The following is a 22863-nucleotide window of genomic DNA, read 5'->3' as shown; positions in this document are numbered from 1 at the left end:
CCTGCGAGTGATTCCCCATGTTTGAGCGCCTTATCCAATTCGCCATCGAGCAGCGCATCATCGTGTTGCTGGCGGTGCTGTTGATGGCCTGTGTCGGCATCGCCAGCTATCAGAAACTGCCCATCGACGCAGTGCCTGACATCACCAACGTACAGGTGCAGATCAACTCGGCGGCGGCCGGTTTTTCGCCGCTGGAAACCGAGCAGCGCGTCACCTTTCCCATCGAAACCGCCATGGCCGGCCTACCGGGCCTGCAGCAGACGCGATCGCTGTCGCGTTCCGGTTTGTCCCAGGTCACGGTGATTTTCAAGGACGGCACCGACCTGTTCTTCGCCCGCCAATTGGTCAACGAACGCCTGCAAGTGGCCCGTGAGCAATTGCCTGACGGCATCGAAACCGCGATGGGGCCGATTTCCACTGGCCTTGGGGAAATTTTCCTGTGGACCGTCGAAGCCGAGGACGGTGTGCGCAAAGAGGACGGTACGCCTTACACCCCCACCGACCTGCGGGTGATCCAGGACTGGATCATCAAACCGCAACTGCGCAACGTGCCAGGCGTGGCCGAGATCAATACCATCGGCGGCTTCGCCAAGGAATATCAGATTGCGCCAGACCCCAAGCGCCTGGCCGCTTACAACCTGACCCTCAACGATTTGGTCACGGCGCTGGAGCGCAACAACGCCAACGTCGGCGCCGGCTATATCGAGCGCAGCGGCGAACAGTTGTTGATCCGCGCGCCTGGCCAGGTGGCGTCTATCGACGACATCGCCAACATTGTCATCACCACCTCGGACGGCACACCGATCCGCGTGCGCAATGTGGCCCAGGTCGACATTGGTCGTGAGCTGCGTACCGGCGCCGCCACCGAAAATGGCCGTGAGGTGGTGCTGGGCACGGTGTTCATGTTGATCGGCGAGAACAGCCGCAGCGTGTCCCAGGCGGTGGCGAAAAAGCTTGAGGAGATCAACCGCTCGCTGCCCGAAGGCGTGGTGGCGGTCACTGTTTACGACCGCACCAACCTGGTGGAAAAAGCCATCGCCACGGTGAAGAAAAACCTCTTCGAAGGTGCGTTGCTGGTGGTGGCGGTGTTGTTTCTGTTTCTGGGCAACATCCGTGCGGCGCTGATCACGGCAATGGTGATTCCGTTGGCGATGCTGTTCACCTTCACCGGCATGTTCACCAACAAAGTCAGCGCCAACCTGATGAGCCTGGGCGCGCTGGACTTCGGCATTATCGTTGACGGTGCGGTGGTGATCGTCGAGAACGCCATCCGCCGTCTGGCCCACGCACAGCAGCGCCACGGCCGGTTGCTGACCCGCAGTGAACGCCTGCACGAAGTGTTCGCCGCGGCCAAGGAGGCACGACGCGCGCTGATCTTCGGGCAGTTGATCATCATGGTGGTGTACCTGCCGATCTTCGCTCTCACGGGCGTGGCCGGGAAGATGTTCCACCCCATGGCCTTCACCGTGGTGATTGCCTTGCTCGGCGCGATGATTCTGTCGGTGACCTTCGTACCGGCGGCGATTGCGTTGTTCGTCACCGGCAAGGTCAAGGAAGAAGAAAACTTCGTCATGCGCAGTGCGCGTCGGGTGTATGACCCGGTGCTCAACTGGGTGATGGTGCGTCGGCCCCTGGTGTTCGGCCTGGCCGCACTGACCATCGTCGTGTCGGGGTTGGTCGCCAGCCGCATGGGCAGTGAATTTATCCCCAGCCTCAGCGAAGGCGACTTTGCCCAACAGGCGCTGCGTGTGCCTGGCACCAGCCTGACCCAATCAGTGCAGATGCAGCAGCAACTGGAAAAAACCTTACTGGCCCAAGTGCCGGAAATCGAGCGGGTGTTTGCGCGCACCGGTACGGCGGAAATCGCCTCCGACCCGATGCCGCCGAATATTTCCGACAGCTACGTGATGCTCAAACCCAAGGACCAATGGCCGAACCCGAAGAAGTCCCGCGAGGCAATCATCGCCGATATCCAACGGGCCAGCGCGATTGTGCCGGGCAGCGTGTATGAGCTGTCGCAGCCTATCCAGTTGCGCTTCAACGAGCTGATTTCCGGAGTGCGCAGCGATGTGGCGGTGAAGGTGTTCGGCGATGATATGGCGGTGCTCAACCAGACTGCCGGGGAAATCGCCGAGACCTTGCAGAAGCTCAACGGCGCCTCGGAAGTGAAGGTGGAACAGACCTCCGGCTTGCCGGTGCTGACCATCAATATCGACCGCGACAAGGCCGCTCGCTTCGGCCTGAATGTGGGTGATGTGCAGGACACCATCGCCGTCGCTGTCGGTGGGCGCCAGGCCGGTACGCTGTACGAGGGTGATCGGCGTTTTGACATGGTGGTGCGCTTGTCCGACACGTTGCGCACCGATATCGACGGCTTGTCACGGCTGTTGATCCCGGTGCCGGCGCTGGCGAGTAGTACCTCGGGGCAGTTGGGCTTTATCGCCTTGTCCCAGGTTGCCAGCCTCGACCTGGTGCTGGGCCCCAACCAGATCAGCCGCGAGAACGGCAAGCGCCTGGTGATCGTCAGCGCCAACGTGCGTGGGCGCGATATCGGCTCGTTTGTCGAGGAGGCCGAAGCCGCCATCACTACCCAGGTGAAAGTCCCTGCCGGTTACTGGACCACCTGGGGTGGCCAGTTCGAACAGTTGAAGGAGGCTTCCGAACGCTTGCGCATCGTGGTGCCGGTAGCGTTGCTGTTGGTGTTCGGGTTGCTGTTCATGATGTTCAACAACCTCAAGGACGGCCTGCTGGTGTTTACCGGCATCCCCTTCGCGCTCACCGGCGGGATCATGGCCTTGTGGCTGCGTGATATTCCGCTGTCGATTTCGGCGGGTGTGGGCTTTATCGCCTTGTCGGGCGTCGCGGTGCTTAATGGCCTGGTGATGATCGCCTTCATCCGAAACCTGCGCGAGGAAGGCCGCTCGTTATCGGTGGCGATCCACGAAGGCGCGTTGACCCGCTTGCGCCCGGTACTGATGACCGCGCTGGTGGCGTCCCTCGGGTTTATCCCCATGGCACTCGCCACCGGCACCGGCGCTGAAGTACAACGCCCGTTGGCGACGGTGGTGATTGGCGGGATTATTTCCTCGACCTTGCTGACCTTGCTGGTGCTGCCGGCGTTGTACCAATGGGCTCATCGCCGCGATGAAGAGCCCGCCTGACAACCGTGAAAACGCCGCAATGTGCGGGCTTACCCTCTGTAGGAGCGAGCTTGCTCGCGAAAAAACCACAGGCGCCGCGTTTATTCAGGAAACACGCGTTATCGTTGACGTTTTTCGCGAGCAAGCTCGCTCCTACATTGGGCCTAGGCTGGCTTTGAAGGAAACACCAGGCTGAACCGCGTAAAACGCCCAGGCTGGCTGGTGACATGAGCATGCCCCTGATGCAAATGCATGATCGATTTCACGATGGCCAGCCCCAGCCCGGTGCCGCCTTCGGCACGGGTACGGCTGCTGTCGGCGCGGTAGAAACGTTCGAACAGGTGCGGCAGGTGGTGCGCTTCAATGCCTCGCCCCGGGTTGCCCACCGACAGCGATACGCTCTGCTCGTAGGTCTCCACCAACAGCAACACGGTAGAGGCCTCGGGTGTGTGGCGAATGGCATTGGAGAGCAAATTGGAAATCGCCCGCTGGATCATCAGGCGGTCGCCGGTCACCCAGGCATCGCCGCGCAGGCTCAGGGTGACGCCTTTATCTTCGGCACTCAGGGCAAACAACTCCATCACGCGCTGGGCTTCCTGCGCCAGGGACACCTCGGTGAATGAGGCCCGCGCCGCCGGGTGGCTGACCTGCGCCAGAAACAGCATGTCGCTGACAATCCGCGCCAGGCGCTCGAGTTCTTCGGTGTTGGATTCCAGCACCGCCTTGTATTCCTGCGGCGGGCGCTGACGCGACAGGGTCAACTGGGCCTTGCCCATGAGGTTGGTCAAGGGTGCGCGCAGTTCGTGGGCCAGGTCATCGGAGAATTGCGAGAGTTGCTGCACACCGGCATCCAGGCGGTCGAGCATCACGTTGATGCCGTGGGCGAGTTCACCCAGTTCGTGGGGCAGGTTGTCCACGGACAAGCGATGGGTGAGGTCTTGGGTGGTGACTTTCGCCGCCACCTGGCTGAACTGCTTCAACGGTGCCAGGCCCCGTTGCACCAGCCACCAGGCGCCCATGCCAATCAGTATCAGCAGTAGCGGCAGCGCAATCAGCGTGGCGCGCAGGTAGGCACTGAGCAATGCCTGGTCGTCCATGCGGTCCAGGGACAGCAGCACCCGCACACGTTCACCGTTGGCCAGGCGCATCAAGCTGGAGGCACTGAGTACCTGGTTGCCGTAGCTGTCGACCCAATTGAGGTAGCCCAGGGTTTCCCGTGGCTTGAAGTCGGTGAGCAGTGGTTCCTGGGGCTTGCTGCCGACGTTCAGCAGCACGCTGTTATCGGGCGCGGTACCGACGATGGTCAGGTGGAAATTGTCGTGGCCGATCACCAGGTCCATCAGCGAGTGCGGGCGGGCGCGGATGGCATGGGCGTCCAGGCCCAGGGCCAGGCTGTGCTGGATCTGTTCCATCTTGCTTTCCAGGTTTTTTCGCGCGAGTTTTTCCAGCTCATGGGTGAGGGCCAGGTAGGCCAGGGTCGCCAGCAGCAACACCAGGCCCGCGCCCATCAGGCTGACCGTCAGGCCCAGGCGCATCGACAGGCTGCCGGTCTTCATGGGCGCGCTTCCAGCACGTAGCCTACGCCGCGAATAGTGTGGATCAGCTTGACCTCGCTCTGGTCATCCACCTTGGCGCGCAGGCGGCTGATGGAGACTTCGACCACGTTGGTGTCGCAGTCGAAATTCATGTCCCACACCAGGGAAATAATCTGTGTGCGGGTCAGCACTTCGCCGGCCTGGCGCATGAGCACTTGCAACAGTGCGAACTCCTTGGTGGTCAGGTCGATGCGCCGGGTGCCGCGATAAGCGCGGTGGCGGCGCGGGTCCAGTTCCAGGTCCGAGACGCGGAACACTTCCGGCTGTGGAATGTGCTCGCTGCGACGCATCAGGGTGCGCACGCGGGCCAGCAGTTCGGGAAACTCGAACGGCTTGACCAGATAATCGTCGGCGCCCATGTCCAGGCCCTTGATCTTGTCAGCCAGCCGGCCACGGGCGGTGAGCATCATCACGCGCTGGGTGCCGTTGCGGCGCAATTCTTCCAGTACTTGCCAGCCATCCTTGCCCGGCAGGTTCACGTCCAGAATCACCAGTTCATAGGCGTGTTGCCCGGCCAGGTGCAGGCCGTCGATACCATTGGCGGCGCAGTCGACCACATAGCCACTTTCGTTCAGGCCCTGTTGCAGGTAGTCGGCGGTTTTCTGCTCGTCTTCAACCACAAGAATACGCATGGGGGTTACCTCTTGAATTAGGGGAGAGAAGGCGCCCATGTCCCTATGGCGGCGGGTTCGGAAGTGGGAAAAGTCTGAAGGCTAAAGTAGCTTTAGGGTCAACTGCGACCGTCGGTCGCATGTGTCGCAGGCAAAAAAAACGCCCCAAGCGGGGCGTTAAAAATTCATCTCTTTCCAAAGGAGCTACACAAAAGCTTCAGAGATGAATGTGCTCGGGTGAATAAGTTGAAGCGAGTATAGAAAGTTCCACTTAACGAGAAGCTGAGGCCAATATTACAATTTTGATAACTGGCTATTTGTGATCAGATGTTAGTTAATCGCGAGCGAATGTAAGGGCTACAGCACGACCAATGGGTATTCGGCAATCAGACGAACTTCTTCCAGGTCTGATTCAAACGCACTGGAGCGCACGGTGGCCTGGCGCAAGCGCAGGGACAAATCCTTCAAACGCCCACTTTGCACCACGTATTTGGCCTCGATATCCCGTTCCCAGCGGCGTTGATCGGTCAAGGGGTTACCCGCTGCATCGCGGCGCATATACACGGCATTGGCGTTGCTATAGTCGGCGCCGGTGCCTTTGCCGTAGCGGGTCATGAACGACAAGCCGGGAATGCCGAACGCTTGCATGTCCAGGTCGTAGCGCACCATCCATGAGCGCTCCTTGGGCGCGTTGAAGTCGCTGTACTGGATGGAGTTATTGAGGAAGATCGAGTCTGATTGGCGCAGGTAGTCGAAGTCATCGTCGCCGTTGTTACGCTGGTGCGACACGGCCACGCTGTGGGCACCGACCTTGACCCCGAGCCTGGCGCTCCAGATGTTGTTGTCGAACTCGCCGAGCCGTTTCTGGCCTTCGTCCACGGCCTTGTAGTAGTTGAAGTCACCGAACAATGACACGTCGTCGGTCAATGCGTAATTGGCATTGCTGCCGAAGTAGTACTGATCCCAGGCGTCCTTCAAGCGGCTGCTGTACAGGCTAAAGCCCAGATGGCTGTTGAGCTGGTAGTCACCGCCGAAGTAGGCGATCCAGGGCGAGTCGACCTTGCCTGCATAGAAGGTGGCAAAGCCTTTGTTCATGCCGCTTTCACTGGGCTGGCTCATGCCGCTCAGGCGCCCGCCTTGCAGGCTCAAGCCTTCCAGACTGGTGTTTTGCAGGGTGACGCCGCGAAAGCTCTCGGGCAACAGGCGAGAGTCGCCGTAGGCCACCACCGGCGTAAGTGGGAACACGTCGCCGGCCTTGATCACGGTGTCCAGCACGCGCAGTTTCGCCGCGCCGCCGATTTTGCTGTAGCTGTTTTCCGGCTGGTTGTCGCTGTTCACCGGCAGCACGCCGAACGAGCCTTTGCCGCCGCTGCGGCCGCTGCCCGAGTCAAGTGTGAGGCCGTACATGGCGAATGCGTCCAGGCCAAAACCCACGGTGCCCTGGGTAAAGCCGGATTCGAATTTGCCGATGAAACCCTGGGCCCAGGCTTCGGAGTAACCATTGCCAGTGGGGCTGGACTGGCCTTTGCGGTCATCGCGGTTGAAGTAGAAGTTGCGTGCCAGCACGTTGATGCGGCTGCCCTCTATAAAACCCTCGGGCTTGTCCTCCACTGCCATGGCGGCCATGGGCAGTGCAGCCATCAGTGAAAAGGGAAGGGTGTAATGACGAATGCTCATGATGCGCTCCTCGGTGATGGCAGTTATCGGCTTCTTATAGAGGCGGGCGTTTTTATTGATCTGGCCCTGGCTGATAGTTGCAAATGGCGGATAACAACTGCATGGCTTGCACATTACAATTCTGGAAACTAACGACCATCTAACAAATAAGTAATGTTCTGGTGAACCTGCCGTCAGGGTGGGTTGGTTAATCTCGACACTGAACTTTTCAGTCGAGGAAACCGCGATGAACTTTTATAAAGCAGGTTTGGCTGTATTAACGGCTGTGTTGTCATTTGGCGCACTGGCCGAAGGGGGTGGGGACCGCACCTTTGCCCTGATGATGGAGCGCAATGAGAAAGCCATGGCCGCGTACGCCATCAAAAAAGGCAAGCCGGTGCCTGAGGTCCAGGCGTACCGCTATGGCATGGACCTGGACATTGCCAAGGTCGTCAACGTGACGCCGCCGATCCGCTCGTGCAACGCCGTACCGTCGCGCATGACCTACGAAGACTCCAGCGGCAAGCTCAATACCCTGGAATATCAGGTCATGGGCGTATGCCGTAACAATGGCGGTTGAAAATATAGTTCGGCCCAGGGCTCAAGCGCTCTTCAGAAAACCCCGGCAGCGCCGATGCAAGTGAGTACACCTACCTCACTTGCCTAACGGTGCCCCATGTTCAATACCCGCCTGAAGCAGGAGCTGACCGCTCTGCGCGAAGAATTGTCGAGCTTGCTCCAGGTGAAAGAGAGCCTGGAAAGCGAAATGCTCTGCCTGACACTGGACCCTGAAGGCCGTGTGGAGTGGGCCAATGCCAACTTCCTGCAGGAGCTGGCTTACTCGCTGGGCGAGATTGTCGGGCGCGCGATCGAAGACCTGGTGCCGGCCCACGTGCGCCAGGACGAGTTCCAGCTGCGCTTCAAGCACGCGCTGGCCCGCGGCGAACACTTTGCCGGCGCCGTGCGCCTTATGCGCGGCAATGGCAAGGAAGCCTGGTTGCGCTCAATCGTGCAGCCGGTGCGCAGTTCGGAGGGGCGCATCAAGCAGTTTTCGATGTTCTCCAGCGACCTTACTCGCACCATCGAGAGTTCGCGTGAACATGAAAACCTGATCACCGCGCTGATGCGTTCTACCGCGTTGATCGAGTTCGATCTGGAGGGGCATGTACTCACCGCCAATGACCGCTTCCTCGGCGCCATGGGTTACAGTCTGGCGCAGATCGAAGGCAAACATCACCGTATGTTCTGTGAACCACAGGAATACAACAGTGCCGAATACCAACAGTTCTGGAAGCGCCTGAACGCCGGTGAGTTCGTCGCCGCGCGCTTCAAACGCGTGGACAGCCACGGCCGCCTGGTGTGGTTGGAGGCCACCTACAACCCGGTGCTGGACGCCAATGAGCGGTTGTACAAAGTGGTCAAGTTCGCCACGGTCATTACCGACCAGGTCAACCGCGAGCAGGCGGTGGCCGAGGCCGCCAATATTGCCTACAGCACCTCGTTGCAAACCGACGACAGCGCCCAGCGCGGTACCACTGTGGTCACCCAGGCCGTGGACGTGATGCGCGACCTGGCCCAGCACATGCAGCAGGCCGGTGAAGGCATCGAGGCGTTGAATGCCCAGTCCCAAGTGATCGGCAGCATCGTCAAGACCATCAGCGGCATTGCCGAGCAAACCAACCTTTTGGCGCTCAACGCCGCCATCGAAGCGGCGCGTGCCGGTGAGCAGGGGCGTGGCTTTGCGGTGGTGGCCGATGAAGTACGGCAATTGGCGTCACGTACCAGCAAAGCCACCGAGGAAATTGTCGGTGTAGTGCGCCAGAACCAGGACATGGCCCGCGACGCGGTGGCCTTGATGGCCGACGGTCGTGCGCAAGCCGAGCAGGGCCTGGCCCTGGCGGCGGAGGCGGGTACCGTGATCGTCGAGATTCAGGACGGTGCGCAAAAAGTAGTGAGTGCGGTCGGGCAGTTTGCCAATCAGCTGTCGAGCTGACCTGTCGGGCTTGTGCTTGAGGTATCGTAGGTCTTTTATCGCTTGCAGAGCTGATCGACCATGAGCCCTACGTTCCGTCGCCCCGTACCACTGTCCAAGGCTTACCGTTTGCTCAACCACGGGCCGACCGTGTTGGTGAGTGCAGCCCACAACGGCCAGCGCAATATCATGGCCGCTGCCTGGGCCATGCCGTTGGATTTCGAACCACCGAAAGTCGCGGTGGTGCTCGACAAGGCCACCTGGACCCGCCAGCTACTTGAAGGCGCCGGCACTTTTGTGCTGCAGGTGCCTTGTGTTGTGCAGGCTGATCTGGTGCAGACGGTGGGCAATACCCGCGGCGTTGAAACCGACAAATTCGCAGCCTACGGCCTGCACTCTTTCAGCGGTGAGCACACCGAGGCGCCGATGCTGGAAGGCTGCGTGGCCTGGCTGGAATGCCGCTTGCTGCCCGAGCCGCATAATCAGCAGGCCTATGACCTGTTCCTGGGCGAAGTGGTCGCGGCCTATGCTGATGAGCGGGTATTCAGCGAGGGCCGCTGGCATTTTGAAGGGCATGATGAACTGCGCACGTTGCACCATGTGGCGGGCGGGAATTTCCTGGCCATTGGCCAACCGATTGTCGGGCGCCAGCTCTGACAGAGGCGCAAAGCCACGAAGATCAACTGTGGGAACTGGCTNGGTGTACCTGATGTACCGAGGTGTCTGCATCGCAGGCAAGCCAGCTCCCACAGTCCAACCCAGTACTCAGCGTCCGAGCATTTTCACCCAACGCGATGGCGGCATGCCGTAGGTGCTGCGAAATTGGCGGGTCATGTGGCTTTGGTCGGTGAAGCCTGCGGTCATCGCCGCATCCACCAACGATTGGCCCTGGGCCAATAAGTGGCGCACCAGGTCCAGCCGGCGCATGGTCAGGTAGCGGTAGGGGCTGGTGCCGAACAACAGACGAAAATCCCGCGATAACGCCCAGCGGTCGCGGCCGGCATGGTCGGCAATTTCATTCAGGGTGATGCTGCGGCCCAGGGCGCTGTGGATGAATTCACGGGCGCGTTCGGCCGCGACGTAGTCGAAGGATTTACGGCGAATGAGGGCCCCGGACGCAGCGCTCAGCGCGTGGGCCAGGTCGAACATAGCGTCTTGTTCTTGCATCGGGTCTATCGGGCAATCCAGGCTCTGCAGCAACACTTCGCTGGCGCGGTGCAGCCGTGGGTCGGTGGACAAGCCGCCGGGGATAAACGGCAACGGCTGCCCACCAAGGATCTGCTGGATCAGCGCCGGCTCCACATAGATCATCCGGTACTTGAAGCCTTCGTCGCTGCCAGCGCGACCGTCATGGGTTTCATCGGGGTGGATCACCATGGTGGTGCCGGGCAGGCTGTGGGTTGTGCCGCCGCGATAATGAAAACTCTGTACGCCGAACAACGTGCGCCCGATGGCGTACGTGTCATGGCGATGAGGGTCGAAGGCGAAGCCGGCAAAGTACGCCTCGATACGGTCCAGGCCACTGGCGTGGGGCGCGCGGTGCAGCCAGTCGAGGGAGTGGATGGAGTTGCCCATGGTGACTTGTCACAAAAGGAAGTGGAAACACGTTAACTGAGTCTGCACCGGTTGTCTGCTGGGGTCTTGTACGATTGTGCAGGTGTGGGGCAATGCACATCGGGTAGCGAATCGCTAACCACCCATGGTAAGAAGCCTTACTTTCAACAGTGAGGCCGGGTCATGAGCAAGGTGCGGGTAGGGATTATTTTTGGTGGCCGTTCGGCTGAGCATGAGGTCTCGCTGCAATCGGCGCGCAACATTGTCGATGCCCTTGATCGCTCACGCTTCGAGCCGGTTTTGATCGGTATCGACAAGGCCGGTCACTGGCACCTCAATGACACCTCGAACTTTCTGCTCAACCAGGAAAACCCGGCACTCATCGCCCTCAACCAGTCCAACCGTGAATTGGCCGTGGTGCCCGGCAAGGCCAGCCAGCAAGTGGTGGAAACCTCCGGGCAGGGCATGCTGGAACACATCGACGTGATCTTCCCGATTGTTCACGGCACCCTCGGTGAAGACGGTTGCCTGCAAGGCTTGCTGCGTATGGCGGACTTGCCCTTCGTCGGTTCCGACGTGCTCGGCTCGGCGGTGTGCATGGACAAAGACATCAGCAAGCGCTTGCTGCGCGACGCGGGTATTGCGGTCACGCCGTTCATCACCCTTACGCGAGCTAATGCGGCGCGCACCTCATTTGAAACGGCCGCTGGCAAGCTCGGTGTGCCGATGTTCGTCAAGCCCGCCAACCAGGGTTCGTCGGTGGGGGTAAGCAAAGTCGGCAGCGAAGCCGAGTACCGCGCTGCCGTTGAACTGGCGTGGGGGTTTGATGAGAAGGTGCTGGTGGAGTCCGCCGTCCAGGGCCGTGAGATCGAATGCGCCGTGCTGGGCAATGACGAGCCCATCGCCAGTGGTTGTGGCGAGATCGTGGTGAGCAGTGGTTTCTATTCCTACGACAGCAAATACATCGATGGCCAGGCCGCCCAGGTGGTGGTGCCGGCGGCGATCAGTCATGACGCCAGCGAGCGGATCCGCAGCCTGGCCATTGAGGCGTTTGAAGTGTTGGGCTGCGCCGGGTTGGCGCGGGTGGATGTGTTCCTGACGCAGGACGGCGAAGTACTGATCAACGAGATCAACTCACTGCCCGGTTTTACCCGCATCAGCATGTACCCCAAGCTGTGGCAGGCGGCAGGCATGAGCTACAGCGAGCTGGTGAGCCGGTTGATCGAGCTGGCGCTGGAGCGGCATGCGGGGCGCAAGGGCTTGAAGATCAACCGCCAGTGATTGGCCCGAAGCAGTAACGCGATCAGGCGTTACTGAGTACTTCGCGAAAAACGTCCGGCCTTATGGCCGCAATATGCAGTAGCGAACGTGCTGCTCCGGAAGGTGCGCGACGCCCTTGCTCCCATTCTTGAAGGGTTCTTACTGACACGCCCAGAAGCTCGGCAAATTTGGGTTGTGAGAGCCCTGTCTTGCTTCTTGCTTCGGCAGCCTGAGTGACCTCAACGTGCTGCACGGCACCGTAACGTCCCGCTTTGACATCCTGAATGGCTGTGAGTAGTTCTTCGCCTATATTGCGTTTGGCGTCACGTTCCTTCAGTTCTTTATCAGTGAGTGGCATGGTTCATTTCCTTTGCGATTTTGTACAGGATATGTGCCGGAATATTCTCCGTGGCGCTCTTGCCATAAATCAGTAGCGCGACGACTGCTCCGCACTCCAGTTGTGTGGTGTAGATGACCCGCACTGATCCACTTTTACCCCGGCCCTCCAGGCTCCAGCGTATCTTTCGGCAACCTCCCGAGCGCGGGATGACATTTCCAGCATCAGGATGGCTGGCGAGAAACGCCATGAAGATACCTTTTTCATCTTCAGTCCAATAGTCAGGCCATTGCCTGCTGAATAGAGGAGATTCTATGAGAGTGAGCACGCGAAATTCTACGTCTTTGACGTAGCCTCTGGCAAGAAAGGGCGGGCCAGAAAATCGCAGGTGAGATGGGGCTGCTCAAGAAGGTTTTTATCGCAAAAGATGACATGGCACTTTGAGTTCTGGCGCTCCGCGTAGGATTTAAGGCGTAAGGTTGCAGGTCTTTTTTTATAAGCCTGTACGGATAGATCAACACCTTAATCACCCAACGCCTCACCTTCACGCCGAGGATCAGCGCCACCACTGAGCGTCACCTTGCCCTGGGCATCCCGTGTGCGCACGATGGCCTGCACGCCGCTGGTCATCTCGATCTCGCTCAGGGCGTGGCCCTTGTCCTTGAGCACCTGTTTCAGCGCCGGGCTGAACAGCCCAGCTTCCAACTCGGTAGCACCATTGCGACTGCCGAAGTTAGGCAGGCTGATGGCCGCCTGCGGGTCGAGCTTCCAGTCGAGCATGGCCACCAGGGATTTACTCACGTACTCGATGATCTGCGAGCCGCCGGGGGAGCCGACGGTAGCCAGCAGTTCGCCTGTCTTGCGGTCGAACACCAGGGTCGGCGCCATGGCCGAGCGTGGGCGTTTACCCGGTTGTACACGGTTAGCCACAGGCTGGCCGTTTTCTGCGGGGATGAACGAGAAGTCGGTCATCTGGTTGTTGAGCAAAAAGCCCTGGACCATCACGTGAGAGCCGAATGCTGCTTCAACCGTGGTGGTCATCGACACGGCGCCGCCCTGGTCGTCCACCGCCACCACCTGTGAGGTGGAGATGCGCAGCGGCGAGCGGTCTGGTGCGTACGCCACCTGAATACCGGCGGGTTGGCCGGGCTTGGCGATGCCCATGCTGCGCTCGCCGATCAGCGTGGCGCGTTGTGCCAGGTAACCTGGCGCGACGAGGCCGGCGACCGGGACGGGGGTGAAGTCTGCATCGGCCACGTACAGCGCGCGGTCGGCAAAGGCCAGGCGCCCGGCTTCGGCGAGCAGGTGCACGGCCTCGGGTGTCGGCTCAAGCCCGGCCGGCGAAACACTCTTGACCGGTGTCATGGGGGCGATGGCCAGGCGTGGGTCGCGGGTTTCCAGCGCCTGCAATGTCCCCAGGATCTGCGCCACGGCAATCCCGCCCGAGGACGGCGGTGGCATGCCGCAGACCTTCCATTGTTTGTAGTCGGTGCACAGCGGTGCGCGCTGCTTGGCGGCGTAGCCCTTGAGGTCGGCCTGGGACAGGCTGCCGGCATTGCGATGGCCCTGTACCTTGCGTGCGATTTCATCGGCAATCGGGCCTTGGTATAGAGCATCCGGCCCTTCCTTGGCGATGCGCTTGAACACCGCGGCCAGTGCCGGGTTTTTCAATCGTGTACCCGTGGCTTTTGGCGAGCCATCGGCATTCAGGAAGTACGCCGCCATGTCGGGTGATTGCGCGATAAAGCGGTCAGCGGCGATCAAGCTATGCAAGCGTGGGGAAATGGCAAAGCCTTGCTCCGACAGACGAATTGCCGGCTCGAACAGCTTGGCCCATTGCAGGTGGCCGCTCTTTTTGTGCGCCATCTCCAGGGCGCGCAATACCCCAGGCGTGCCCACCGAGCGGCCGCCAATCTGCGCGTCTGTGAACGCCATCGGCGTACCGTCGGCCTTCAGGAACAGACGCTCTGTCGCCCCGGCCGGTGCTGTTTCGCGGCCGTCATAAGCCTGCACCTGTTGTCCATCCCACAGCATGATGAATGCACCGCCGCCGATGCCGGACGACTGCGGTTCCACCAGAGTCAATACCGCTTGCATGGCAATCGCCGCATCAATGGCTGAGCCGCCTTGACGCAGCATTTCACGCCCGGCTTCAGCGGCCAATGGGTTGGCGGCGGCGGCCATATGGCGCTCGGCGTGGCGGGTGCTCAGGTCGGTGCGATAGCCCGAACCCAGCTCTGGCGCCGGAGGCTGTTCGTTGACGGGCGTATGGCAGGCTGCGAGGGCCAGGGTTGCGGCGATGACTGTCAGGCTGCGGCAGGAAATCAAAAACACGCGCTGAACTCCGTTCATGTTGAGAAGGTGCTGTGGTCCTTGGGCTACTGCGTTTTTTACAGGTAAATTGTGCCTTGCATGTACAGCACGGCCTTGCCGGAAATAATCACCCGGTCACCCTGGAGTTCACAGCGCAACTGGCCCTTACGCTGGCCGCCTTGTTCGGCGCTCAATTGCGACTTGCCCAGGCGCTCGGCCCAGAACGGTGCCAGCGAGGTGTGCGCCGAGCCGGTAACCGGGTCTTCATTGACGCCCACATTCGGGCCGAACCAGCGCGAGACAAAATCAAACCGAGTGCTTTTAGCGGTCACCGCAACCCCGCGTTTAGGCAGGCCTTTGAGCCGCGCAAAGTCCGGTGTGAGAGCCGCCACCTGTGCTTCATCTTCCACCAGCACGATGTAGTCGTCGGTGCCAAACACCTCGGCGGTTTCAAGCCCCAGGGCACTCAACATGCCGTGGGGCGGCTCGCAGCGTTCGGGTTTCTTTGCCGGAAAATCCATCGCCAGCTCATCGCCGTTGCGCGTTACCCGCAACTCGCCGCTACGGGTGGCAAAGCGCAGAACCTGCGGGGCGTCCGCCAACTTGTGAATCAATACCCACGCGGCTGCCAACGTGGCATGGCCGCACAGGTCTACCTCAACTTCCGGCGTGAGCCAGCGCAACTCATAGAACTCGCCACGGGGTACAAAGAACGCGGTTTCCGAAAGATTATTCTCGGCCGCGATCTGCTGCAGTTGCTCGTCGGGCAGCCACTCGGTGAGCGGGCACACTGCTGCCGGGTTGCCGCCGAAGGGATGGTGGCTGAAAGCGTCGACTTGGTAGATGTCCAGTTGCATCGTGGGCACTCCGTGTTCAGGGGAGGCTGGACACTAACAGTGGGGTAGGGGGGCGTCAAAATACAGTTAGGGGTTTTTTTGCGCGCATAAAAAAACGGCCTACCTTTCGGTAAGCCGTTTTTAGTACTTGGTGGCTACACAGGGACTTGAACCCCGGACCCCAGCATTATGAATGCTATGCTCTAACCAACTGAGCTATGTAGCCAAGTGGCGCGCATTATTCGCTTGGAACGGCAATGCGTCAAGCGTTTTTGTTGAATTTTTTTCTACGCTTTCAACTGTTTAAGCCAAAGCCCTAGTTTTGGCGACGGGCGGTGACGAATGCGTTGTGGATGAGGGGAGTGGAAGCGCTTGGCGTTTTCGAAGGTTTACTCGCAGGCCATGTCCGACAGTGTTGGGCAGATATCCCTGTCGCCCAACACATGACTGGCTAACTCAACTTACCGATGCAGTGGGGTGTGGGTGACGCGCTTGAGCTGTTCGCGGGCCCGTGACAGGCGCGAGCGCACGGTGCCGATAGGAATGTCCAGTACGTCGGCGGTGTCCTGGTAACTGCCGTCGGTTTCCAGCGAGGCGTACAGCGTTCTGCGCATCTCGGTCGGCAAGTGGTCAATCGCACTCAGGGTATTTTCCAAGCGCCGGTTGACTTCGAACTCCCAGTCCAGGCTGTGGTTTTCTTCATGGCCATGCCACAGCGACTCGTCGAATTCGCAATGTGCAGGCTTGGCATACAGGCGCCGGAAGTGATTGCGGATCAGGTTCTGTGCGATGCCGCACATCCAGGTGCTGAGTGTCGCGGTACCACTGAAACGTTCGCGATTGCGCCAGGCCTCCAGGTAAGTCAATTGCAAAAGATCATCCGCGTCTTCCGGGTTCAGGACCCGTTTGTGAATGAAACGGCGAAGTTTTTTCTGTTGATCGTCTGTCAGATGGAGCATGAATTGAGGCGAACTGCCACCAAGGTGAACGAGGGCTTCAATAGGGATATTCATGATTTTTCCTTAAGGTAGACGCAGTCGAAATAGTTTCGGCGGTTACCTCTTTTGCACTGCCTGTGCCAAAGGAGAATTACTGTGTAAATATATGATTTATATAAATAAATACGTTATGGTCGCGGTGTTTTTGTGCAGTAATTTGCAAAAGGCACCAGGGACCTGTGCGGGTTTTTTCATCTTGTTGGATGAGTGAGTTTCAGTGGAACCATCTGGGCGGGCCTGACCACATATGGACACTCTCTTCCTGTACTGGCCTGCCCATGAAAGTCGAATCTACCAACGAAGTGCCAATGACCCCGCGAGTGGAACTCCCCACCGCTAGCCCGGCCGCCAAGCCTGAGCCAGGCCAAGGTGTCGATGATCTTTCTCTGCACTTCAGTCAGGAGGTGGAATCCAGCAGTCGTACGTTGGATAAGCGTGTAATTGACGTGCGTGTGCCTCCTGTCCAGGTGCTCGCGCAGCTCTATGAGCAGTTGGGGCATCCGGCCCAGGAAAGCTTTGCCGCGGTAGTACGTCGAATCAGGCAGAAATTACTCACGCAACCCAGCATCGATACATTGCTGGGGCTCACTGGCGGTGATCCGGCACGCACCTTCGTGGTACTCAAGGCGGTGTGCGGGCAGGCCGAGGCCGACGTGCGCAACTCCGAAGCCGACCTGGCGCGGGATGCAATTGCCAAGTTGGAGATCCGCTTCAAAGGGGAGATCCAGGCGGGCCTGAATATTGCCATGGCCTTGCATAAGAAGAGTGGCGATCCAGAAGAGCTCCAGGCGCTGCGCGCGCTCTATTACGCCAGTGTGGTGACACGGCAATCCCTGGCGACCATGATGCACGCGCTGCTCGGCATCTACAGTGACGACCGTTTTGCACATGGGTTGAAAATGATGTCCAGCGCCCTGACGGCCGACATTGCCGCCCATGTGTCCTCCGTCCCTACGGCAATGTTGCGCACCTTGCTGACAGGACTGGGCAAATGCGGCGCATTGAGCGGGGTGTTATGCAGCTGTCGTGAGCTGATTCAGAACCTTGCAATCGAAATGCATGCGGTAAGCCTGCTGCGACGCATGCTGGGTTATGCAGACACCGGCATCGTGACAAATGAAGTCATGCGCCTGGCTGAAGATATGGGGGCCAGCACATCAAAACTCGTGTCTCTCAATGCGCTTTATAAGTTGTTTCAAAAGTTGCCCGAGGCCTTGTGGCCGGATAGCAAATCACGCCAAGAGGCGCTGCACAATTTTCTGCTGGTGATGGACGAGCTTGCCCGCCTCGAAGGCATACGCCCTGGTTTTCCTAATTCGACTATCCTGGCGTGAGCGTGCTGTCCACCCTCAACGGTGTACTGCTCAAGGTGGCGCAGCGTGCCGAGGTCTTGGGCGCCGTGGTGATCATGGCCATTGTGTTCATTTTCATCGTGCCGCTGCCTACCTGGCTGGTGGACATTCTGATTGCGCTGAATATCTGTATTGCCTGCCTGCTGATCATGCTGGCGCTTTACTTGCCCGGGCCTTTGGCGTTCTCTTCCTTCCCGTCGATTTTGTTGCTGACCACCATGTTCCGCCTGGCGTTGTCGATCGCAACGACGCGCTTGATCCTGCTCGAACAGGACGCCGGCGATATCGTTGAGGCCTTCGGTAATTTCGTAGTGGGCGGCAACCTGGCTGTTGGGATGGTGATCTTTCTGATCCTGACCCTGGTCAACTTTCTGGTGATCACCAAGGGCTCTGAGCGGGTTGCCGAAGTGGCGGCGCGCTTCAGCCTGGACGCAATGCCGGGCAAGCAGATGTCCATCGACAGTGACTTGCGTGCCGGCTTGATTGACGGCGTGCAAGCGCGGGACAAGCGTGAGCAGTTGTCCCGCGAGAGTCAGCTGTTCGGGGCCATGGATGGTGCCATGAAATTCGTCAAGGGGGATGCCATCGCGGGGTTGATCATCGTTGTGGTCAACCTGTTGGGCGGCTTCTCCACAGGTATGTTCCAACACGGCTTGAGTGCCGCCGATTCAATGGCGCTGTATTCGGTGCTGACGATTGGCGATGGTCTGATTGCGCAGATACCGGCGCTGTTGATCTCTCTCACCGCCGGCATGATCATTACCCGCGTGGCGCCGGAAGGGCGCAAGGGCATCACGAACATGGGCGCCGAGATCGCACGCCAGATGACCAGTGAGCCCAAGAGCTGGATGATCGCCTCGGTGGCCATGCTGGTGTTTGCGATCGTGCCTGGCATGCCGACCCTGGTGTTTATTCTGCTGGCGATGATGACCGGCGCCTTGGGTTATTACCTCGACCGTCGGCGCCGACGTGAAGCGCAGCCAGAAGCCGAAGCCGTCGAAGCCGTGCGGCCTGAAGAAAATGGCAAAGAGGATCTGCGCGGGTTTGATCCGTCCCGGCCCTATCTGCTGCAGTTTCCCTCGGCTTTGCGCGGCACGCCTGAGGTGACCGATCTTATTCACGGAATCCGTCAGGTTCGAAATTCCCTGGTTGCCAATATTGGCCTGACGTTGCCGCCGTTTGAAGTCGAGATCGATGACTCGCTGGACGATGATGAAATGCGCTTCTGCGTCCATGAGGTACCCATGGTCAAGGCGTCGGTGGTCCAGCACGTTGCCGTGGAGCGCAGCGCCCTGACGGTTGAGCCTGAGCATGGCGTACCGGGATTGGCCGAGCGCAATGAACAGGATTGGCTCTGGCTGCCACCCGACGACCCACTGCTCAATGACGCGCAGTTGGAGCGCTTCACGGCGACGAGCCTGATCGTCGACCGCATGAAGAAGGCGATGATGCTCAGCGGGCCGCAGTTCCTGGGGATTCAAGAGAGCAAGTCGATCCTCAGTTGGCTTGAGAACAACCAACCCGAGCTGGTGCAGGAACTGCAACGCATCATGCCGATCTCGCGCTTTTCGGCGGTGCTGCAACGCCTGGCCAGCGAAGGGGTTCCGCTGCGGGCCGTGAGGTTGATTGTCGAATCGCTGATCGAATATGGCCAGCACGAACGCGAGCCGGAAGCACTGGCTGACTATGCGCGCATTGCCCTCAAGTCGCAGATCTACCACCAGTACAGCGAGGCCGATGGGCTGCATGCCTGGCTGTTGTCACCGCATACCGAAAACATCCTGCGCGAGGCGCTGCGCCAGACCCAGACCGGGGTGTTCTTTGCACTCGACGGCGACAATAGCGCTGCGCTGGTCAACCTGCTCAACCAGGCCTTCAGCGCACGGGCAAAAATAAAAAGTGTGTTGTTGGTGGCGCAGGATTTGCGCAGCCCCTTGCGCACCTTGTTGCTTGAGGAGTTCAACCATGTGCCGGTGTTGTCTTTCGCCGAGCTGGGGAGCACTTCCAAGGTCAAGGTGCTGGGGCGTTTTGACCTTGGCCAGGATGAGTTGATGCACGGGACATTGGCATGAACACAGCGCTACTTGCAGAGTACGGGGGGACGTACTGATGTTCGAACTCCGAGTGTTGGATGGTTTGCATCAAGGGGCTGCGCTGCCTCTGTTTGGTGAGCAGTGGAGCCTTGGCGCCAACGCGGACGCTGATCTCTTGCTGGATGATCCAGGTATCGCCGAGCACCACGCGCGCCTGCTATTGCTCGAAGGGCGCTGGTCGGTGCAGGCTGAAGCGGGGCTGCTAAAAAACGGCGATGGGCAAATGTTGGCGCAGATCGGCGATCTGGCACTCAACACGCCGTTTATGATTGGCCCCGTCAGCTTGTGTGTCTGCCCTGCCGATCATCCTTGGCGGCAGGCATCGGTGCTCAAGCCGCCCCGGCCGGCAACGGAGCCCTTTCCCCAGGCGCCATTGCCGCTGACGCTGTCTTCCATTCCCTTGTTGCAGCAAAAACGCTTGGTCAGCCTGGTTCTGCTATGCGCCGTGATCATCGCTGCGGTCGGCATTATCTTCAGCGGTGAGCGTGAGGCCCAGGCATCGCTGATGCCGGCGGTCATTCAGAAACCCGGGTTGGACTCACCCGCTGAGGTGCGTCAGCAACTCATGAAGATGCTCAACGAACGTGAATTGCTCCAGCGCGTCAGCTTGCAGATCGTCAATGGTCAGATTGCCCTCAATGGTGTTGTTTCCCAGGATGAAGTGGAACTGATTGCGCGCATGCTCGACCGTTTTGCCGAGCAATTCGACACTGTGGTGCCGGTGCTCAGTCGCGTACGGGTACGCGAAGGCAGGTTACCGTTCAAGATCTCGCAGATAGTGGGTGGCCCGAATGGCCACGTGGTGCTGGAGGAAGGAAGCCGCTTATTCGTGGGTGATGAAGTGGATGGCCTGCGCCTGGTTCTGATCGATAACAGCAAAGTGGTTTTTGACGGCGAGCAACGCTATGAGGTGGGCTGGTGAAGGGGTCGCTGCAGGAGCGTCTGGAGGCCTGGCAACTGAACCAGTCACAGGCGTTGAGCAGTTTCGCGCCGGTGACAATGCTCGGTCGTATCCAGCGCGTGAACGGCATGCTGCTGCAGTGCCGGTTGCCGCAGGCACGTATTGGTGACCTATGCAAAGTCGAAAAAGGGCCGGGCGACTACATGCTCGCCGAGATCATCGGGTTCGATCAGCGCGATGCGGTGCTCAGTGCCCTGGGCAACCTTGAAGGCGTGCGTGTAGGCGCCAGCGTCGAGCGGTTGGGGGTTCCGCATCAGGTCCGGGTCGGTGATGAGTTGTTGGGGCAGGTGCTGGATGGTTTTGGCCGCCCTATTGCGGGCGATGGTGTGAGCGCGTTCGTGGAAGCGGACACCCCTGGGGCGACCACAGTGTTATGCGAGGCGCCTCTTCCTACCGAACGGCCGCGGATCAACCGCGCACTGGCTACGGGGGTGCGCTCGATTGATGGCCTGATGACCCTGGGGGAGGGCCAGCGTGTCGGGCTGTTTGCCGGAGCCGGTTGTGGCAAGACCACCTTGTTGGCCGAAATCGCCCGTAACGTGGAGTGCGATGTGATCGTATTCGGTCTCATCGGGGAGCGGGGCCGGGAACTGCGCGAGTTTCTCGATCATGAACTGGATGAGCAGTTGCGTGCCAAGGCCGTGTTGGTGTGTGCAACCTCCGACCGCTCAAGCATGGAGCGCGCGCGTGCCGCGTTCACGGCAACTGCGCTGGCCGAAGGTTTCCGGCGCAAGGGCCAGCGGGTGCTGTTGCTGATCGACTCTCTGACCCGTTTTGCCAGGGCCCAACGTGAAATCGGCCTGGCTGCCGGTGAACCCTTGGGGCGCGGTGGTCTGCCGCCGTCGGTCTACAGTTTGCTGCCACGTCTGGTGGAGCGTGCCGGCTTGACCCGTGAAGGCGTGATCACGGCCATCTATACAGTGTTGATCGAACAGGACTCCATGAACGATCCCGTAGCGGATGAGGTGCGCTCTCTGCTCGACGGTCATATCGTCCTGTCGCGCAAGCTGGCCGAGCGCGGCCATTACCCGGCGGTCGATGTCCTGGCCAGCCTTTCGCGGATTCTAAGCAATGTTGCCGAGCCCGTGCATATCCGTGCCGGCACGGCGCTACGACGCTTGCTGTCGGCTTACCAGCAGATCGAGCTGATGCTCAAGTTGGGGGAATATCAGCCCGGCAACGATGCACTCACCGACCTGGCTGTTGACAGTCGGCAGGCGGTAGATGGCTTTCTGCGCCAGGACTTGCGCGAACCTTCGCCGCTTGCCGCCACCATGGACCAATTGGCTGAGCTGACCGCCCATGTCCCATTCTGAAGTGTTACCGGCTGAAATCGATACCCTGCGACGTTTGCGCCGACACCGTGCAGACCGCGCCGAGCGTGCGCTGCGTGAGGCAAAAAGGGCGCAGCAAGCGCTGGTCGCGCATATCCGGGAAGCGCAGGAAATCCTCGAGCAAACCCGCCTGGAAGAGGCCCGGCAATGCGCGCAGCTGTTGAGTCAGCACCAGGGGCAGGTGGTGACATTCAAGGCGCTGAAAAACTGGAGTGCCAAGGAGCGGCAATTATCGGCGGGTACCCGGCGTGAAGAAGGCCAATTGTTGCAACTCCAAGAGCAGCAGCAAGAGCGGGCGGCACGGGTCGGCCAGGCGCAGAAACACGTCACCTTGTGCTTGCGCCAGGTAGAAAAAATACAAGAGTTATCTGAGTTACTGAGGCAGGAGCCGATATGAAACAGGTTTCAGTTAGTCCGCCTGAACGTCAGCGTCCGCGAGAGTCTCGCGATGATCGTGCACCTGAATTCGGTGCCCTGGTGCCTTGGGAGCAAGGGCGATTGTTCGCCCGGTTGTTTGACGATGGTGGCCAGGACAGCGGGGGATATGGAGCGTCTCTGAACGGAATCAAAGCCTCGGGCGATGTCGCCATGATCGGGGCACTGACCGAGCAGTTGGCGCCGCGAATGCTCGTTGGTTCGCAATGGCCGTTGATGGCTGTTTTTCACCTGGGCCGCCTGGGGCGGATCAACGCCAGTATCCGCCGGGAGCAGGGGGGCTGGAATGTCGAGCTGCATGCAGAGCAAGACAATACGGTGCACTGGCTCAGTGGTGTACGCCAACAATGTGAGCAACGGTTGGCGCAGAGCCTGCGCCAGCCTGTCAGTTTGTATCTGGCAAAATCGACGTAGGC

Annotated in this window: 20 protein-coding genes, 1 tRNA gene and 1 pseudogene; 12 read left to right on the top strand and 10 right to left on the bottom strand. The window is 59.9% G+C overall.

What is annotated here, in order from left to right:
• Positions 1 to 17: 17 nt before the first annotated feature.
• Positions 18 to 3161, top strand: coding sequence for a CusA/CzcA family heavy metal efflux RND transporter (locus ACTJLA_RS03570; RefSeq protein ID WP_314550741.1), 3144 nt, complete (start codon positions 18 to 20; stop codon positions 3159 to 3161).
• A gap of 143 nt (positions 3162 to 3304) precedes the next feature.
• Here ACTJLA_RS03570 and ACTJLA_RS03565 read toward each other — a convergent pair whose 3' ends face one another.
• The 3 genes from ACTJLA_RS03565 to ACTJLA_RS03555 all read right to left on the bottom strand — a co-directional run bounded on the left by ACTJLA_RS03565 (position 3305) and on the right by ACTJLA_RS03555 (position 7023).
• A complete protein-coding gene (locus ACTJLA_RS03565; RefSeq protein ID WP_072446962.1) occupies positions 3305 to 4696 on the bottom strand; it encodes a heavy metal sensor histidine kinase in 1392 nt (463 codons plus the stop codon).
• On the bottom strand, positions 4693 to 5367 hold the full coding sequence (locus ACTJLA_RS03560) for a heavy metal response regulator transcription factor (protein WP_032893695.1): 675 nt from the start codon (positions 5365 to 5367) through the stop codon (positions 4693 to 4695). Before ACTJLA_RS03560 ends, ACTJLA_RS03565 begins: the two co-directional genes overlap by 4 nt.
• Before the next feature lie 336 nt (positions 5368 to 5703).
• Positions 5704 to 7023 carry an OprD family porin gene (locus tag ACTJLA_RS03555; RefSeq protein ID WP_054921782.1) on the bottom strand — a complete coding sequence of 440 codons (1320 nt, stop codon included), beginning with the start codon at positions 7021 to 7023 and terminating at the stop codon, positions 5704 to 5706.
• 226 nt (positions 7024 to 7249) lie between these two features.
• On the opposite strand from ACTJLA_RS03555, the gene ACTJLA_RS03550 reads away from it, so the two are divergent.
• The 4 genes and pseudogenes from ACTJLA_RS03550 to ACTJLA_RS03535 all read left to right on the top strand — a co-directional run bounded on the left by ACTJLA_RS03550 (position 7250) and on the right by ACTJLA_RS03535 (position 9631).
• Positions 7250 to 7582 carry a DUF2790 domain-containing protein gene (locus ACTJLA_RS03550; RefSeq protein WP_014716799.1) on the top strand — a complete coding sequence of 111 codons (333 nt, stop codon included), beginning with the start codon at positions 7250 to 7252 and terminating at the stop codon, positions 7580 to 7582.
• A gap of 96 nt (positions 7583 to 7678) precedes the next feature.
• Positions 7679 to 8455 (top strand): annotated as a pseudogene (locus ACTJLA_RS03545) (PAS domain-containing protein); the annotation flags it as partial.
• A gap of 108 nt (positions 8456 to 8563) precedes the next feature.
• Entirely contained in the window at positions 8564 to 8995 is a 432-nt protein-coding gene (locus ACTJLA_RS03540) for a methyl-accepting chemotaxis protein (protein ID WP_370712620.1), read from the top strand.
• 60 nt (positions 8996 to 9055) lie between these two features.
• On the top strand, positions 9056 to 9631 hold the full coding sequence (locus ACTJLA_RS03535) for a flavin reductase family protein (protein WP_072446965.1): 576 nt from the start codon (positions 9056 to 9058) through the stop codon (positions 9629 to 9631).
• A 108-nt stretch (positions 9632 to 9739) separates the two neighbouring features.
• On the opposite strand, the gene ACTJLA_RS03530 is transcribed toward ACTJLA_RS03535, so the two are convergent.
• Positions 9740 to 10549 (bottom strand): AraC family transcriptional regulator, encoded by an 810-nt coding sequence (locus ACTJLA_RS03530; protein WP_440840648.1) that lies wholly within the window; start codon positions 10547 to 10549, stop codon positions 9740 to 9742.
• Positions 10550 to 10711: 162 nt separating this feature from the next.
• Here ACTJLA_RS03530 and ddlA point away from each other — a divergent pair, with 162 nt between their 5' ends.
• Positions 10712 to 11809 (top strand): D-alanine--D-alanine ligase, encoded by a 1098-nt coding sequence (ddlA, locus tag ACTJLA_RS03525; protein WP_440840647.1) that lies wholly within the window; start codon positions 10712 to 10714, stop codon positions 11807 to 11809.
• 22 nt (positions 11810 to 11831) lie between these two features.
• On the opposite strand, the gene ACTJLA_RS03520 is transcribed toward ddlA, so the two are convergent.
• The 6 genes from ACTJLA_RS03520 to ACTJLA_RS03495 all read right to left on the bottom strand — a co-directional run bounded on the left by ACTJLA_RS03520 (position 11832) and on the right by ACTJLA_RS03495 (position 16287).
• A complete protein-coding gene (locus ACTJLA_RS03520) occupies positions 11832 to 12146 on the bottom strand; it encodes a helix-turn-helix domain-containing protein (protein ID WP_019817027.1) in 315 nt (104 codons plus the stop codon).
• Complete coding sequence (locus ACTJLA_RS03515) at positions 12133 to 12453, bottom strand: hypothetical protein (RefSeq protein ID WP_056786992.1); 321 nt, start codon at positions 12451 to 12453, stop codon at positions 12133 to 12135. Before ACTJLA_RS03515 ends, ACTJLA_RS03520 begins: the two co-directional genes overlap by 14 nt.
• A gap of 194 nt (positions 12454 to 12647) precedes the next feature.
• Positions 12648 to 14477: a gamma-glutamyltransferase gene (gene ggt, locus ACTJLA_RS03510; RefSeq protein WP_440840646.1), complete on the bottom strand. Its 1830-nt coding sequence runs from the start codon at positions 14475 to 14477 to the stop codon at positions 12648 to 12650.
• Between the two features lie 38 nt (positions 14478 to 14515).
• Positions 14516 to 15295 carry a PhzF family phenazine biosynthesis protein gene (locus tag ACTJLA_RS03505; RefSeq protein WP_440840645.1) on the bottom strand — a complete coding sequence of 260 codons (780 nt, stop codon included), beginning with the start codon at positions 15293 to 15295 and terminating at the stop codon, positions 14516 to 14518.
• 128 nt (positions 15296 to 15423) lie between these two features.
• A tRNA-Met gene (locus ACTJLA_RS03500) sits at positions 15424 to 15500 on the bottom strand.
• A 235-nt stretch (positions 15501 to 15735) separates the two neighbouring features.
• Positions 15736 to 16287 (bottom strand): RNA polymerase sigma factor, encoded by a 552-nt coding sequence (locus ACTJLA_RS03495; RefSeq protein ID WP_034128106.1) that lies wholly within the window; start codon positions 16285 to 16287, stop codon positions 15736 to 15738.
• A 263-nt stretch (positions 16288 to 16550) separates the two neighbouring features.
• On the opposite strand from ACTJLA_RS03495, the gene ACTJLA_RS03490 reads away from it, so the two are divergent.
• From ACTJLA_RS03490 to ACTJLA_RS03465, 6 genes are read left to right on the top strand one after another with little or no spacing between them, the layout of a single operon-like run.
• The gene (locus tag ACTJLA_RS03490) at positions 16551 to 17606 is read left to right on the top strand and encodes a TyeA family type III secretion system gatekeeper subunit (protein ID WP_096144145.1); all 1056 of its coding nucleotides are present in this window, start codon (positions 16551 to 16553) and stop codon (positions 17604 to 17606) included.
• A complete protein-coding gene (gene sctV, locus ACTJLA_RS03485; protein WP_054921797.1) occupies positions 17603 to 19696 on the top strand; it encodes a type III secretion system export apparatus subunit SctV in 2094 nt (697 codons plus the stop codon). Before ACTJLA_RS03490 ends, sctV begins: the two co-directional genes overlap by 4 nt.
• Positions 19697 to 19733: 37 nt before the next feature.
• Entirely contained in the window at positions 19734 to 20639 is a 906-nt protein-coding gene (locus tag ACTJLA_RS03480) for an FHA domain-containing protein (RefSeq protein ID WP_054897143.1), read from the top strand.
• Positions 20636 to 21994 (top strand): FliI/YscN family ATPase, encoded by a 1359-nt coding sequence (locus tag ACTJLA_RS03475; RefSeq protein ID WP_034128102.1) that lies wholly within the window; start codon positions 20636 to 20638, stop codon positions 21992 to 21994. Before ACTJLA_RS03480 ends, ACTJLA_RS03475 begins: the two co-directional genes overlap by 4 nt.
• Positions 21981 to 22409 carry a type III secretion system stalk subunit SctO gene (sctO, locus tag ACTJLA_RS03470; RefSeq protein ID WP_054921802.1) on the top strand — a complete coding sequence of 143 codons (429 nt, stop codon included), beginning with the start codon at positions 21981 to 21983 and terminating at the stop codon, positions 22407 to 22409. Before ACTJLA_RS03475 ends, sctO begins: the two co-directional genes overlap by 14 nt.
• Positions 22406 to 22861 (top strand): type III secretion system HrpP C-terminal domain-containing protein, encoded by a 456-nt coding sequence (locus ACTJLA_RS03465; RefSeq protein WP_054921804.1) that lies wholly within the window; start codon positions 22406 to 22408, stop codon positions 22859 to 22861. Before sctO ends, ACTJLA_RS03465 begins: the two co-directional genes overlap by 4 nt.
• Positions 22862 to 22863 lie beyond the last annotated feature (2 nt).

It is taken from the genome of Pseudomonas sp. 22072, from assembly GCF_052046095.1.
GTDB classification, from domain to species: domain Bacteria; phylum Pseudomonadota; class Gammaproteobacteria; order Pseudomonadales; family Pseudomonadaceae; genus Aquipseudomonas; species Aquipseudomonas paracarnis.
The sequence above is the reverse complement of the archived record's forward strand: the minus strand, read 5'-3'. Positions and strand labels throughout refer to the sequence as shown.

Bases quoted from the DNA above. Each gene is read 5' to 3' on its own strand.
- ACTJLA_RS03570 (WP_314550741.1), top strand. From the start codon at position 18: ATGTTTGAGCGCCTTATCCAATTCGCCATCGAGCAGCGCATCATCGTG.
- ACTJLA_RS03565 (WP_072446962.1), bottom strand. From the start codon at position 4,696: ATGAAGACCGGCAGCCTGTCGATGCGCCTGGGCCTGACGGTCAGCCTG.
- ACTJLA_RS03560 (WP_032893695.1), bottom strand. From the start codon at position 5,367: ATGCGTATTCTTGTGGTTGAAGACGAGCAGAAAACCGCCGACTACCTG.
- ACTJLA_RS03555 (WP_054921782.1), bottom strand. From the start codon at position 7,023: ATGAGCATTCGTCATTACACCCTTCCCTTTTCACTGATGGCTGCACTG.
- ACTJLA_RS03550 (WP_014716799.1), top strand. From the start codon at position 7,250: ATGAACTTTTATAAAGCAGGTTTGGCTGTATTAACGGCTGTGTTGTCA.
- ACTJLA_RS03540 (WP_370712620.1), top strand. From the start codon at position 8,564: ATGCGCGACCTGGCCCAGCACATGCAGCAGGCCGGTGAAGGCATCGAG.
- ACTJLA_RS03535 (WP_072446965.1), top strand. From the start codon at position 9,056: ATGAGCCCTACGTTCCGTCGCCCCGTACCACTGTCCAAGGCTTACCGT.
- ACTJLA_RS03530 (WP_440840648.1), bottom strand. From the start codon at position 10,549: ATGGGCAACTCCATCCACTCCCTCGACTGGCTGCACCGCGCGCCCCAC.
- ddlA (WP_440840647.1), top strand. From the start codon at position 10,712: ATGAGCAAGGTGCGGGTAGGGATTATTTTTGGTGGCCGTTCGGCTGAG.
- ACTJLA_RS03520 (WP_019817027.1), bottom strand. From the start codon at position 12,146: ATGCCACTCACTGATAAAGAACTGAAGGAACGTGACGCCAAACGCAAT.
- ggt (WP_440840646.1), bottom strand. From the start codon at position 14,477: ATGAACGGAGTTCAGCGCGTGTTTTTGATTTCCTGCCGCAGCCTGACA.
- ACTJLA_RS03505 (WP_440840645.1), bottom strand. From the start codon at position 15,295: ATGCAACTGGACATCTACCAAGTCGACGCTTTCAGCCACCATCCCTTC.
- ACTJLA_RS03495 (WP_034128106.1), bottom strand. From the start codon at position 16,287: ATGAATATCCCTATTGAAGCCCTCGTTCACCTTGGTGGCAGTTCGCCT.
- ACTJLA_RS03490 (WP_096144145.1), top strand. From the start codon at position 16,551: ATGAAAGTCGAATCTACCAACGAAGTGCCAATGACCCCGCGAGTGGAA.
- ACTJLA_RS03480 (WP_054897143.1), top strand. From the start codon at position 19,734: ATGTTCGAACTCCGAGTGTTGGATGGTTTGCATCAAGGGGCTGCGCTG.
- sctO (WP_054921802.1), top strand. From the start codon at position 21,981: ATGTCCCATTCTGAAGTGTTACCGGCTGAAATCGATACCCTGCGACGT.
- ACTJLA_RS03465 (WP_054921804.1), top strand. From the start codon at position 22,406: ATGAAACAGGTTTCAGTTAGTCCGCCTGAACGTCAGCGTCCGCGAGAG.